A 13,746-nucleotide genomic window follows, 5' to 3' on the forward strand; every position below is an offset into this window, starting at 1 on the left:
TACGACGGCCCCATGGACCAACAAACGGGGGACTCCGCTCTACCGTTTGCAAAAAGCAATCACCGATGGCGGCTTAGGGAGAGTCCATTGAATTCTCTTCTGACCTACAACAACTTGACTCGGTCCCCCACAAATGGCTGCGGGAGAGTCCTTTCGCCTTGTGTTACAATGTTTACAAGGAGTTTTATGGCATGAATCTGATTAAAACAACCATTGTCAGACGCAGAATGAAGTATGGAGCACTCAGGAAAAATTCTGTTCACGAGTCGACTTCAGACGCCTACCTTTGCCCCCGCTGCCATAAACTGATCAGTTACGTTCCCGTTCATTCCATCAAGCGATGTGTCTATTGCAATCAGGAACTCGACTGGTCCCTGCCCTTTGTCCCGCCTCCTCCCGTAATGGACGCAGATGCCACTGATCAGGATCTGTGACCGGTCTCACATAGATTCACAAACAGTTTGAACAAGGCGGCCATCTCCGGCCGGGTTTCGGAGAGTCCCTCGGGATGCCATTGGACGCCAAGGATGGTTGGCGCAAAACCCTCTGCTGACTCCACGGCCTCAATCACGCCGTCCGGACTGACCCCTGTCACCTTCAGGCCTTTGGCCAAAACCTTGATGGCCTGGTGGTGAAAGGAGTTGACCTCTGCCTGATCGCCCAATACCCCATGAATGAGGGAATCGCTTGTAACCATGACGAGGTGCGTTGGAGTATGCCGGCTCTCTTCTTGATCATGCCGTATGGTGAGGTCGGACATGGCAGCCAGATGCTGGTGGAGTGAACCACCGAGGGCGACATTGATCAGCTGTATCCCCCGGCATATGCCAAACACGGGAATTTTTCGCTCCACCGCCAAGTTGAACAGAAGCAATTCGTACTTGTCACGCCTGGCAGATACAGATCTCACCTCCGGCAGCGGCTCTTCACCATAAAGCAGGGGGGAGATATCATCACCACCTGTCAGCACCAACCCGCAGCAACAGTCAATGATTGCTGCCAGTCCATCCGCCTCCTGCGTGACAGGAACCGGAACGGGAGCAGCTCCTGCCCTCAAGATTGACTCGATGTAAGCATTATTCACCCGGCTTTGGCCGGATTCATCCGGAGTCTGCTCGCTGACCCCGTCTAAGCTGCACGATAAGGCGATCCGGATCATGGCACAACTCCGCTTCTCATATAAATAAGGACTGGCCCCTCTTTCATTTTAATGCAACTAGGTTCCGATTAAACATGATAAGGCTGTCAACAACACACCGCAGAATAACTTACTCCACATACCAGCTCGTTCAAGTTGTACTTGAGATGGGTTATCTCCGCCAGCCCCGGACTTGGAACCCGGGTCGTCGCCCAAAGCGCTGGGGTTCATTTGAAAGGCTGGTTTTTTTACCTTGTTCCCTCCCATTCCCATGCATGCGGGGGATACTTTTCCCGCCGATACCCGGGCACGTATCTGAGGGAAGCGAACCCCCCTTAGCCTGAGATAGTCAAACCAACTCAACATGAGACATAGGGCACCTGAAAAACTGAGACCGTAATGGAAATGCAGCCGGTCACCGTAAAGCCCGCCGACAATCGCTGAAGACAGCAGGCAGAATGACAGCATCTTGAAAGTCTTGCCGCATACCAGCCCTGTCGGCGTTCTGGCATATCCCTCTTTCATGAGATCATCAGCTCCTTTCGATAAATCTCGAGTTCATGTTGATTGCCATAAACGAAATGACCGTTCACCAGCTCTTCCCATACAGGCTTGTCTTTTTGATAATTGTGAATGGCAGGGTTGTAGACAAGGAGTTCCTTGTCTTTTTCGAAATCTGGATCAGGGTAGGGCACTGCAGAGAGCAGGGACTTTGTGTAGGGGTGTAAAGGATGTCGGAATATCTCGTCGCAAGACGCCAGTTCAACAAGTTTGCCCTCGTAGATCACCGCGATTCGGTCTGAGAATAGCTTTACAACGCTTAGATCGTGCGCAATAAACAAATAGGTCAGATTTCTCTCTTTCTTTAGCTTATTCAGCAGATTCAACACTTGTGCCCTTATTGAAACATCAAGCGCAGAGATCGGTTCATCCGCTACAATAAACTCGGGATTCATGACAAGGCTTCGGGCGATCCCAATCCGCTGACGCTGACCGCCGGAAAACTCGTGAGGGAAACGGCTGACGAAATCTTTGTTTAGCCCAACCTCCTCCATAATCTGCTCCACTTTGCGAAGGCGGTCTGCTTCATCCAAATAAAGTTTATGGTTGTGAAGACCCTCTGAAATGATGTAATCAATTTTTGCCCGTTCATTGAGTGATGCCATCGGGTCCTGGAAAATCATCTGCATTTCCATTCTCAGATTCCGCATGCGCCTCCTGTCCAGCCTGCCTGTAATTGGACTGCCCTTGTACCGAATTTCTCCCTCCACGTTCTGATAGATTTTCATCAGGGCACGGCCAATGGTTGTTTTGCCCGAACCTGACTCGCCTACCAGTGACAGGGTCTCACCCTTATAAATATCAAAACTCACATTATCCACCGCACGAAATTCCTTGTTGTTCAGCTTAAATTTGACTGTCAAGTTCTTCACCGACACAAGTATATCGCCGCTTGCACTGTCTGTTGCTCCTGGACTTTGGGTCGGTTCCTTGTGGTGCGTGGCAAGCGACTCACTGGCTGTGATTTGTTTCAGGTAGTCTTGCGCCATGGGGTGCATCAGCCAGGACTTGGCATAATGGGTTTCCGACAGTTTGTAGAGAGGGGGTTCCGCTTTGAAATCAATTAGCATAGCCTGCGGATTGCGCGGAGCAAAAGCGTCCCCTTCGATTTCTTTGTAGAGACTGGGGGGCGTGCCCCTGATGGAATACAGATCCCTTCCTTTCGTTCCCAGCTGCGGCAAGGATTTGAGCAGAGCCTTCGTATAGGGATGAAAAGGGTTCTTGAAAATATCATGGCAGTTACCGAACTCAATGATTTGGCCAGCGTACATCACACCTATCCGATCTGCAATTTTGGCAACAACGCCCAGATCATGGGTGATGTAAACGACAGTCATCTTGAGTTCTTTTTGTAATGACTTGATGAGTTCGAGGATTTGAGCCTGCACGGTGACATCAAGCGCTGTCGTCGGTTCATCACAAATGAGAATCTCAGGTCTGCAGGCAATCGCGATCGCGATCACGACACGCTGGCGCATACCGCCCGAGAACTGCTGAGGGTATTGTCCGTAACGGAGCTCGGCATCGTTGATACCGACACGCTTGAGCAGATCGATCGATTTTGCCTTTGCCTCTTCATGGGTTGCGTCAAGGTGCCATGTGAAAACTTCAGAAATTTGTTCACCGATCGTTCGCACCGGGTTGAGCGATGTCATCGGATCCTGAAAGATCATTGCGATTTTCTTCCCGCGCACTTTTAGCCACTGTGCCTCCGTTTCATACTCCGCCAGGTCCTCTCCATGAAAAAGCAGCTCACCTCCGGTAACCCTGCCATTTTTATCAGTCATCCCGATGAAGGATTTTGTAAACACGGTCTTCCCAGACCCCGATTCGCCGACGATTGCAAAAGTCTCGCCTTCAAACAAATCCAAGGATGCCTTACGGATTGCTTTTAGGTGCTTGCCTCTCAAATTGAAGTCGATTTCGACATTTCTGGCAGAAAAGATGATCTTATTCTCCATAAGGGCGGCTTCCTTCTAAATGTGGTTCTTGGGATCCGATGCATCGGCAAATTTGTTGCCGATTATATAAAACGAGATCGTGACCATACACAGAATGATTGTGGGAAGAAGCATCTGGTAAGGGTGCATGGTAAATGAGCTTCTCCCATGGTTGACGATATTCCCCAAAGTAATCGCGTCTACCGGCATTCCAACTCCGATAAAACTCAAAAACACTTCTGAACTGATCGAGTAGGGAACACACAAGGCCGTTTCCATGATGATCAGGCTGATAATGTGTGGAATGATGTTTTTCGTCGCAATTCTTCGTACCGGTGTGCCAAGACATTTGGACGCGATATTGTACTCATTGTCCCGTATGGAAAGGATTCGATTCCTGAAAAAACGCGCTTCCACAATCCAGCCGCGGGACGCCATCGAAATAAAAAGCGTTAGATAACTGGTGCCCATGATATAGGCCAGCAAAACCAGATAGACGGTAGAAGGAACATTGGTAATCACGTTGTAGACCTCCACCATGACGACATCCGCCTTTTTGCTGTATCCCCATAAGGCACCCATGATCGCACCCAAGCCGATGTCCGAGCAGGCAATAACGAAGGCCAGCAGGAATGAATTGCGCGTCCCATACCACGCCCTCGCCCATATATCGCGCCCGATTGTATCTGTGCCGAACCAGTGATCAGCTGAGGGGCGAAGATTCCACTCCGCAGTGTTGGTTGTCAGTGCCCTGGGGTCCGTTTTGGACAAGATGGGATAGATGAAACTCATTAGGATGATTGCGATTACGATGACGACCATGACCCGGACCACCATACTTTTGAAGAATGTGCGGATGGTGCTTCGCCAATAGGAGTAATTGGTGTAACCAATGTCCTCACTGCCAATATCATCAAATACGGCCGCCCGGAACATATCCCGGGTGAATCGAAGCTCCGCTGACTTGCCTGACTCTTCCGCACTCATCGCCTACACCTCGTCGTCTGTCAGTTTTATTCTGGGATCAATGAAAGCGACCAGCAAGTCGCCCAAAAATGCCCCAAGAACGGAAAGTACCGCGTACATCAGAACAATAATCTGTACCAGATTGTTGTCTTGTCTTTGGATTGCCTTGGTCAACAATCCCCCCGTGCCTGGAATGGCGTAAAGACTTTCGATCACAAGTGATCCTGAAATGATGAAGAGGATGTCGGACGGAAGATAAATGACAATCGGTATGATTGCATTTCGGAAAATATGTTTCCTCAAAATTTCTTTTTCACTTAATCCTTTAACCTGCGCAAATTTGACATAGTCCTTATTTTCCTCATCGACCATGAACCTTCTTAGCCAAATGGCGTACCAGGCGATACTGCCAAGTGACAGGCATATTGTTGGCAAGATCCAGGAGGCGGGCCGATCGCGATAATACACCAGCGGAAGATTCAAGAAACGTGATACCCAAACCTGAATGAAGAATAAATAGATCAGGCTGGGGATGGCTCTGACAACCAGCACATAGGTTGTCCCGATGCCCTCCCCTAACCTATCCTTATGCTTTACCATCCACATGCCAAGCAGCAGTCCAAGCACCATGCCCAAAACCAGGCTGGCGAATCCGAAGGCAGCCGTCACGGGTATTTTCTCTGCAAGGATTGTCTTAATCGGTACTTTCGGGTAGATGGTTAGACTCCGGCCCAGATCGCCTTGGAACAGCTTCTTAACAAATCGCCACAACTGAACATAGGAAGGGTCGAGAAGGCCCTGATTGCGCAAATAGGTCATTCTTGTCGCAGGATCGGACTCTTTCAACATCTCTGTCGTAAAGTAGCCATTCATGGGCATGAAGCGAAGCAGCATGAAGACAACAACAAAGACGATTATTATGGTTACGACTGAACGCAAAATCCTTTTAAAGATATACTTCGTCATAAAATCAGCACCTTCCACGATATGAAAGAATTGCCCGTAACGGTCCGGGCAATTCTTTCTCAACAGGGTGTCTGGAAATCGGCTTATTCCCCCGCCAACGCAGCAGCCTTCTTCACTTCGTAGTCGGCCTTGATTTCTGCAATCGTTTTTGCTGGCAGCACTTGGTCAATCACTTGCATCCCTTTATATCGTGTATTTCCAAACAGGGTCAAGGGTTCTGTGTAGGGTATGCTGCGGGTCATATAATAGCCTCTAAGGCTTGAAATCATGGGAATGACATAGGCGCCCTGGATCAGGAAAGCTTCTGCTTCGGCAAAGTACCCGTAACGTTCGCTCAAGTCGGAGGTATCGAGCGCCTTTTCAATCAGCTCATCAAAAGAAGGAACCTCGTAAAGGCCGACATTCTCAGCGCCGTCGGTTGTCATTCTGGCAAGAATACAGGAGGGATCCGAATAGGTCACGCTCAGGGAATCATAGTAGACATCATAATTGAGCGGATCCGCGACCGTGCTGTAGAAGCTGCTGGTCGCAAAGGCCAGTTGGATATCAATGTAATCAGAACCAATCGCTTCCTCGATCATTTTCTCCAGTAGTTGTGCCATGATGATTTCATCTTCATCATCAGTGCCTACGTAAAGTACCGTCACCGGAAGTTTGCCGTCAACTTTGTAGGAGGCGACCGGAAGCATATCAACTGTCGTCGCTTCAACCCCGAGGATATTCCCTTCCGAATCACACAGCTCCGCCACCGCTTTTTCCATGTATTCCCTTGCCAGGCTTTTGTTGAAGTAATCTGTTGCCTTGATGGCTGCCAGGGGTTCATAATCGGTGTAGTCTTTCCCTTTGTCATCGTAGATGATTTCTTCCGCGCATATGGTATTTCTCACCAGTCTTTTGGGCGTAACTGAGTCCCGCAGATAGGCAATCGATTCGCGATCAATTGCATGTTGCAGGGCGCGGCGGAAATTCTCATTATGGATGAAGGTCTTGAATTCTGGGTTGGCCGATTCAAAATCCAGCCAAAGATAATTGGTGCTGCTGCTGTGTTCTGTCGGTGCCAGTGACTCTGCCCATTCCGTGCCCTGCAACGAAGCATACTCCTCTGATTCCACAACGCACTCATCAATTTCATTGCGCTTGAACATCTCCAGAGCCGTTGTTCCATCAGGCATTTTCTGATACTCAATCGTCTTGATGGTCACGCTTTCGGCGTCCCAGTAATGCGGATTCTTGGTCAAGGTGATTTTTTTATCACGCTCGTATTCTGATATGTAATAAGCGCCACAGAATAACAGGTGTTCATGGTCAATCCCGAAATCCTCTCCCAGGTCAATTGCATAGGAATATTCAACCGGAAGCAAGAGCATGCTGCTTTCGATCAGGGACATGAAATAGGGCGCACCGGTATTAAGTGTGTACTGAACCGTAAGTTCATCCAAAGCCTTGACGCCCACCCTTTCATCAAAGGCTGCAACGACTTCACTTCGCACAAGATCTGTTTCTTCATCAGGATCGTCGATATCATCAAGATCCCAGTAATAATCGGCCAAGCCAGAAATGAGGGAGCGGATGACGCGCATTCCATAGGCATCATTCTGCGGATCGCCGATGTAACGTATCGCATCAACAAAATCATCAGCTGTCACGGTGAATCCCGTATCCTCTCCTTTGCTGTTAACCCATTTAATATCTTTACGAAGATGGAAGGTCCACACTGTACGGTCGTCGTTCACCTCCCAGGATTCGGCTAGAGACGGCTTGTACACGCCGTATTGATCCGGCTCGATCAAACCGTCAATGCAGTTGGCCATCAACCCCCGAACACCTGCGTATACCGTTGAATAATAGTTGAGTGACGGGTAATCGGACGAAAAGTATGTCCGATAGGTATCTTTGTAAACAAAATCGCTGACACCTGGTAATGTCGGCTTTTTCTGGCAGCCAGCACATAAGCCCAACAGCACGGCCAGTACAAGCAATACAGTGAATGTACGTTTCATTGCAATACCCCCTTATTCCTTTGTGGATAAACTTGCGAAGACGACTAAAGAGCCTATTCCATTTATAAATTAGCATCGATGAAGGCTCCGCTCAATGGATTTTGGGCATTCTTAACAGTATTTTAACGAAGAAATGATACATTATCTTGCAGATCAACTCACTCGTACGCCATAGCCAGCCGGGATGATATGATGAACCCGAGTTGCTGATGAGGTGTACCGGATGGCTACAAGAAAAGAAAGACATGCTGCCTGTATCAAGCAGATTTTGATCACAATCCCTGCAGCTGCCGCCTTGTTTTCTGCTTCATATTTTCTGACACACGCGTATACCACCGGCTTTTTGGGCATGTTCTTCATTGTCTTCATCAACACGTCCAGGCTGCCTGCACTCGAATGCCGTCTCCTGATCGCCTTCTTAACGTCTTTGACATGCTCCATCCTGTCGATCTTGCTTGGCATGCCAATCACCGCCTGCAACATTCTGAACTTGCTTTTCACCATAGGCCTTACTTGTGCCGCAACACATTATGCCTATGGTCTCTTTCGAAAACTGAAGGAGCAAAGTTTACACTCGCTCCAACAACTAAGTGCAACGGAACTTGTAACCAGTGTGAACAACCGGCTGTTAACCGAACGTGGACTTGAAAAGCTCCAGCAGCTCACGCTTTCCTGCGTTTTCGAGGTGAGCGGCTGTCATTCGGTACTCTACACTCCGGACAGCCTGGGCTTATCCATGAAATGCAAGTACCCCTCCGGGTTGATCCTTTATCCAACTGAACTCGGAGCCGCGGAAACCGCATGGAAACTTGGAGCGCCAGTCGGATACGGTACGGACCACTGCCCCAATACCTCTTTTCGCCATATACCTCTGCTTGCCAACGGCGAAGTAATCGCCGTGGTGAGCATCTTGTTTGATCCAAAAACCCGGAAAAATGACAAACTAATTGGAATCCTTGACCAGATTATGGTGAGGGCGGCCGTTGCCATGGAACGCCAGAAGCTGGCGGATGAACAGCAGAAAATTTATATGGAAAAAGAAGCTGAGCGCATCCGGAGCGATTTCTTGAGGGCGATATCGCACGACTTCCGCACACCACTGACAGGGATTATTGGGGCTTGTTCCGCTTTGACCTGTGATGAAACCCGTCTTGATGAGGATGAAAAAAAATCCATGGCAGAGGATATCCAGGAAGAAGCTTCCTGGCTTCTAAGAATGGTCGAAAATCTGCTATCCGCAACTCGTGTTGGGACGGAAGGGCCTAAACTCACGAAGTCACTCGAACCGGTCGAAGAAATTGTTTCAGAGGCGTTAAACCGTTCGTTCAGGCGATTCCCGCAAGTCAGGATTCATACCGACCTGCCTCAAGAATTTGTCATGGTGTCCGTTGATTCCACCCTCATTGTGCAGGTGCTCATGAACCTCATCGAAAACGCAGTCAAATACAGCGGCGGACAAAAACGCATCGATATTTCCGTCAGACAGGAGGGAGGACAAGTCACGTTCGCAGTACGTGATTACGGGAAGGGGTTGCTGCCAGAAGACCTGAATCATCTTTTTCAGCCAGCGACACGGAAAAGGGGCGATTTTGGGCACGGACTCGGACTTGGCCTCTCAATCTGCAAGAGCATCGTCAGTGCACACGGCGGCACCATTGAGGGGAGCAATAATGACTCGGGCGGTGCCACCTTTTCGTTCACGCTTCCCAATGAGGAAACACATGAGTATTAAGAACACCGTATTGCTGATTGAAGACGAAGAGTACATCGCCCGCGTCATTGAGACCGTGTTGAGGGCCAACGGCTATCGTGTCATCACCGCACATAGCGGTGCCATTGCCAATTCCTTAATCCCGTCACACATTCCTGACCTGGTACTGCTGGACCTCGGCTTACCCGATCTGGACGGAATTGATATATTAAAATCGTTGCGTTACTGGTCTGATATTCCGGTTATTGTCATCTCGGCAAGGGACATGGATAAGGATAAAGTCGAGGCCCTGGATCTCGGTGCCGACGATTATATTACCAAACCTTTCAGCACACCCGAGTTGCTGGCGCGGATCCGGGTTGCCCTGCGACACAGGGAAACAAAGCACTCACAAAACGATTCATACACGGTTGGCGGCTTCCATATCGATTTTGTTAAAAGACGGGTCACCGTTGACGGTGAATTGATCCATCTCACGCAAATTGAATACCGAATCGTTGAGCTTGTCGCCAGACAACCTGGCGTCGTCTTGACCTACGATTCGATAATCAAAGAAATTTGGGGGCCTAATTCTCCTTCAGACAACAACCGGATATTGCGCGTCAATATGTTCAATATCCGGCGGAAAATCGAAAAAAACAATATCTCAACCCGCTATATCCTGACAGAAATTGGCGTCGGTTACAGAATGGCCGAGCAGTAAGTTTCATGGTATCACTGCCCCGGGGAACCTAAGCAAATCTGCCCGCCAGGATAGCTTCAATCTGACTGTCGTCGGCAGAAATACCGTAGAACAGCTCCAGGAAATCCCTGACTTCCTCATGCAATGAATTGGAATAGACTTGCGGGTAAAAAATGGAACCCAGCCAGCGCAAACCCAGGTAGCGGTTGACCGAGGGCGGGTCGGCCAGAAAGCCGTAAGGTTGGGACGGCACGACGATCATGCGGCCTTCCTTCATGGCCGGCAAGGACATCCAGGCCGGATCGGCCAGCATTTCCTCCTGGAGTTTTACCCCGTCGATCAGGACGTAATCGGGATTCCACCCGATCACCTGCTCCATGGAAACCTCGCTGCCTCCGCCCTTGTTTGAAGCTTCCACATCAGCTACATTAATCACGGGTACGAAGTCAAGCACTTCACTGTGGAAAGACCCCACCGCATTGGTGCTGAGGCCCAGCTCCCCCAACGCCCAGTAAACACTGACGCGCTTTTCTTCCGGAATTTCGGCCTTGGCCTTATCAGACAGGGCCAGCGTCTCCTCACAATAGAGGGCCAGGGGATCAGTGCGCGAGGTGTCGCCGATCAGGCGGCCAATGTCGCGGTAAGCCTGCGGCATGCCCGTGAACATGGCTTCGATGAAGACTGTGGGGATCTTGATCTGATCCATCAACTGGTCCAAATCGTCCCGGGTCGTACCTTTTGTTTCGCCAATGTCCACAATCACCTGTGTCTCCGCCGCCAGGACGGTTTCAAGGTTGAAGTCCGGCCCCTTGCCATAAAACTTGCCCATTACGGGCAGGCTGCTGTATTTCGGATCGATCAGTTTTTGCTGGCTTTCCGTGAAGGGAAGCGAGATTCCGCACAGAAGGTCGGGGCAGGCTGTATAAAGGACAATATTGGCCAGCGTCCCGGACGGGGCAATACGGGTCAGTTCGGTTGGAAGTTCAATTTCGCGGCCGGCCGAATCAAGGAAAACATTCCGTTTTTCCTCCTGAGTCGGGAACGGTGCCGTTTGCGGCGGATCCGTTTCCTCCGGCGGAGTGGCGGGAGCACAGGCGGCTGGCAGAAGCAGAGCCAGGATCATCACCGCGAGAATAAGCGGCAGCCATCTTTTTTTTCCTTTTATCATTTTTTCCTCCTAAGAATTTGGTTTCCTTATCCTGACAAAATCGGGCAAGACCGTCACATCGCCAGTCTGTGCGCTCTCTTCCAGGCGGATGGGTATCCCGTATACATGAGAGAGCAAGGACTCTGACAAGACGTGATGGGGCGGGCCATAGGCATAGGCCGTTTGCCCGCTGATCAGAAGCACGTCATCAGCGTAAAGAAAAACGTGCTGTGGGTTATGGGTTGAAAACAAAACCAGGTAACCGCGGTCGGCAAGCTCCCTGATCTGCTCCAGCACACGTATCTGGTTGCCGTAGTCGAGGCTGGCGCACGGTTCATCCATGATTAAGAGGGGGGCATCCTGGGCAACAGCGCGGGCGATGAGTGCCAGCTGCTGTTCACCTCCGGACAACTGGTCGAAACGCCTGTCCGCGAATTTTTCAATTTTCAACAGACGCAAGGCTTGAGCTGCGCGCTGTTTCTCCTTTCTCCCCGGCTGGGAAAAGACACCGAAAGAGGCGGTTGTCCCCATGAGCACAAGCTCGGATACGGAGAATTGAAAGTCTCCCGGCTGCGTCTGTGGAATGTAAGCCATTTCCCTGGCACGTTTGCGGATGGACAATTCCGGCAGGCTGCTCCCGTTCACCATGATCCGGCCCTGCTGCAAGGGCAGGATGCCGAGAATCAATTTGAACAGGGTCGACTTGCCCGCCCCATTGGCCCCCAGGACCCCCACGGCCCGGCCTCCCGGTGATTGGAAAGAAAGATCCTTCAGAACCGGGTCAAGCCGGTAGCGGAAGGAGAGGTCACTGACTTCGAGGCCCCGGGTCATGGTAGTCATGCAGCCAACTCCCTGCGGCCCTGGCGAAGAATCAGATAGATGAAGAAGGGCGCGCCGACAAAAGCGGTCAGAATTCCGAGGGGAATCCCGCTACTTGTTGCCCGGCGGGCGATATCATCGACAAAAATCATGAAACCTGCCCCGATCAAGGCCGAAGCGGGGAGCGAAAACCGATTGTCCGCCCCGGTAATCATTCGGGCCATGTGGGGGATGACCAGGCCAATCCAGCCAATCACCCCGCTGACTGAGACACAGGTCGCCGTGATCAGGGTTGAAGCCATGACGAGAACAAACCGGATCAGACGTATGCGGACACCCATGGAAGCCGCCGCTTCTTCACCCATGGTCAAAACGTTGAGCTGCCAGCGCAAGAGCATGATGAGTATCATGCCGCCCAAGATGAGGGGAGCGGCAAAAAACAGCTGTTTCATCTGCGATGAATTCAGTGAGCCCATAAGCCAGTAAGTGATGGCGGGCAACTGGTCTGTCGGATCCGCTACCAGCTTGACCAGCGACAGGCCTGCCGAGAAAAGTGAGCTGACCACCATGCCCGTCAGGATGAGAGCCAGAATACGCTGGGCCCTGACAAAGGAGGTCAGTATCAGAACCAGGAGGATGGACACCAGACCAAACAAAAAAGAGAGCGAGGTGATGGCGGAGGCGGGCAAGCCCCACAAAATGGCGAGGGCCGCGCCGAATCCCGCGCCAGAAGAGGCACCCAGAACATCCGGCGAAGCCATGGGATTCCGGAATACCCCCTGAAAGGTGTGGCCCGCCACCGACAGGCCTGAACCGACCAGAAGGCCGAGCGCGATGCGGGGCAGGCGGACATTAAGCAGAACCGTATGGACTTCGGCCGGAAAGACCGCTCCCGTCCCGAAAATCCGGCTCCAGAAGAAGCGGACGATGGTGGCGGGGCTGATGCCATACCAGCCGACCGCAAAGGAGAGAATGACGATGCCGGTCAGCGCCGCGGCCATGATGGCGAAACGCCAGGTCATGCGCTTCCGGGATCCAGGTTTCTCCTCTTCTCCAACCGGCACATCCTGCGGAGTCGCTGCCTGGGGAATGGCTGTTTTGTCCTTTGCCAGTGCACTGCCCCAGCTGGTACGTTTTTGGTGGGCCATGGTCTGGCTGCCGTTGACCAGCTCAATTTGAACCAGTGAGGGATGCGATGCGATTATCTGTCTCCGCTCGCGGATGCACCCTTTTTCTTCTTCCGTCAGGGTGGAGCGGCCGGCTGATCGTTCAAATGAACTCTCATGCTTCCAAACAAGAACCACCGGCCGCGAGCGGTCATCCAACAAGGAGAGGACCCGCTGATAAAAGTTGTCAATCAGAAGCTCATCGCCGCCGAGCTCATCGAGGATCAGCAGCGTGCCCGGCCGATCCAGGAGCCTGCAGGCAGTGTCATGAAAGCGGTCGAGATCAAAACGGCGCCCTTTTTCATCGGCTATGAGGAAGCAGTCATCTTGGGGAAAGGAAGTCCGGTCATGGTGTCTGACGGTCAAAAAACCTGTTCCCCGCTGGTTGGCGGCAGCAACATGGGCAAATCCCTGTTTTGTTTCATCGGCGTCGATATGCCGGATCGTCATATAGCCTGCCGGCACCGCCTGCATGTCGTCAATCAGGTGCTGAACAAGGGTCGACTTGCCGGAGCCGATGGCGCCCGTAAGCAGGATGTGACGCCCGCTTCCTTCTAACAGATCAATTTGAGAACGTATGAAAGCGAGAAGCGCTTTCTCATCTGCGGGATAGGCGAAGGAAACCCTCTCAGCCAGTCTGTCCATGGATG

11 protein-coding genes are annotated in these 13,746 nt (G+C 51.3%); 3 read left to right on the forward strand and 8 right to left on the reverse strand.

The window, feature by feature from the left end; all coding sequences use genetic code 11:
- The first annotated feature begins 191 nt into the window (after nucleotides 1–191).
- Nucleotides 192–434 (forward strand): hypothetical protein, encoded by a 243-nt coding sequence (locus GX839_06165; GenBank protein ID NLB05041.1) that lies wholly within the window; start codon nucleotides 192–194, stop codon nucleotides 432–434.
- Here the strand turns inward: GX839_06165 and GX839_06170 are convergent.
- The 5 genes from GX839_06170 to GX839_06190 all read right to left on the reverse strand — a co-directional run bounded on the left by GX839_06170 (nucleotide 422) and on the right by GX839_06190 (nucleotide 7,571).
- Nucleotides 422–1,159 (reverse strand): gamma-glutamyl-gamma-aminobutyrate hydrolase family protein, encoded by a 738-nt coding sequence (locus tag GX839_06170; GenBank protein ID NLB05042.1) that lies wholly within the window; start codon nucleotides 1,157–1,159, stop codon nucleotides 422–424. The two genes, GX839_06165 and GX839_06170, sit on opposite strands and share 13 nt — an antisense overlap.
- Before the next feature lie 500 nt (nucleotides 1,160–1,659).
- Entirely contained in the window at nucleotides 1,660–3,660 is a 2,001-nt protein-coding gene (locus GX839_06175) for an ABC transporter ATP-binding protein (protein NLB05043.1), read from the reverse strand.
- Nucleotides 3,661–3,675: 15 nt separating this feature from the next.
- Complete coding sequence (locus GX839_06180) at nucleotides 3,676–4,626, reverse strand: ABC transporter permease (GenBank protein ID NLB05044.1); 951 nt, start codon at nucleotides 4,624–4,626, stop codon at nucleotides 3,676–3,678.
- A 3-nt stretch (nucleotides 4,627–4,629) separates the two neighbouring features.
- Entirely contained in the window at nucleotides 4,630–5,571 is a 942-nt protein-coding gene (locus tag GX839_06185) for an ABC transporter permease (protein ID NLB05045.1), read from the reverse strand.
- A gap of 83 nt (nucleotides 5,572–5,654) precedes the next feature.
- Entirely contained in the window at nucleotides 5,655–7,571 is a 1,917-nt protein-coding gene (locus GX839_06190; protein ID NLB05046.1) for a peptide ABC transporter substrate-binding protein, read from the reverse strand.
- A gap of 223 nt (nucleotides 7,572–7,794) precedes the next feature.
- Between GX839_06190 and GX839_06195 the strand changes: the two genes are divergently transcribed.
- Entirely contained in the window at nucleotides 7,795–9,303 is a 1,509-nt protein-coding gene (locus tag GX839_06195; protein NLB05047.1) for a hypothetical protein, read from the forward strand.
- Nucleotides 9,293–9,985, forward strand: coding sequence for a response regulator transcription factor (locus GX839_06200; protein NLB05048.1), 693 nt, complete (start codon nucleotides 9,293–9,295; stop codon nucleotides 9,983–9,985). Before GX839_06195 ends, GX839_06200 begins: the two co-directional genes overlap by 11 nt.
- Before the next feature lie 28 nt (nucleotides 9,986–10,013).
- Here GX839_06200 and GX839_06205 read toward each other — a convergent pair whose 3' ends face one another.
- From GX839_06205 to GX839_06215, 3 genes are read right to left on the reverse strand one after another with little or no spacing between them, the layout of a single operon-like run.
- The gene (locus GX839_06205; protein NLB05049.1) at nucleotides 10,014–11,132 is read right to left on the reverse strand and encodes an ABC transporter substrate-binding protein; all 1,119 of its coding nucleotides are present in this window, start codon (nucleotides 11,130–11,132) and stop codon (nucleotides 10,014–10,016) included.
- Nucleotides 11,133–11,141: 9 nt separating this feature from the next.
- Entirely contained in the window at nucleotides 11,142–11,942 is an 801-nt protein-coding gene (locus tag GX839_06210; GenBank protein NLB05050.1) for an ABC transporter ATP-binding protein, read from the reverse strand.
- 5 nt (nucleotides 11,943–11,947) lie between these two features.
- A complete protein-coding gene (locus GX839_06215; GenBank protein ID NLB05051.1) occupies nucleotides 11,948–13,741 on the reverse strand; it encodes an iron chelate uptake ABC transporter family permease subunit in 1,794 nt (597 codons plus the stop codon).
- Nucleotides 13,742–13,746 lie beyond the last annotated feature (5 nt).

This window comes from Fastidiosipila sp. (assembly GCA_012511175.1).
GTDB lineage: Bacteria > Bacillota > Clostridia > Saccharofermentanales > DTU023 > UBA4923.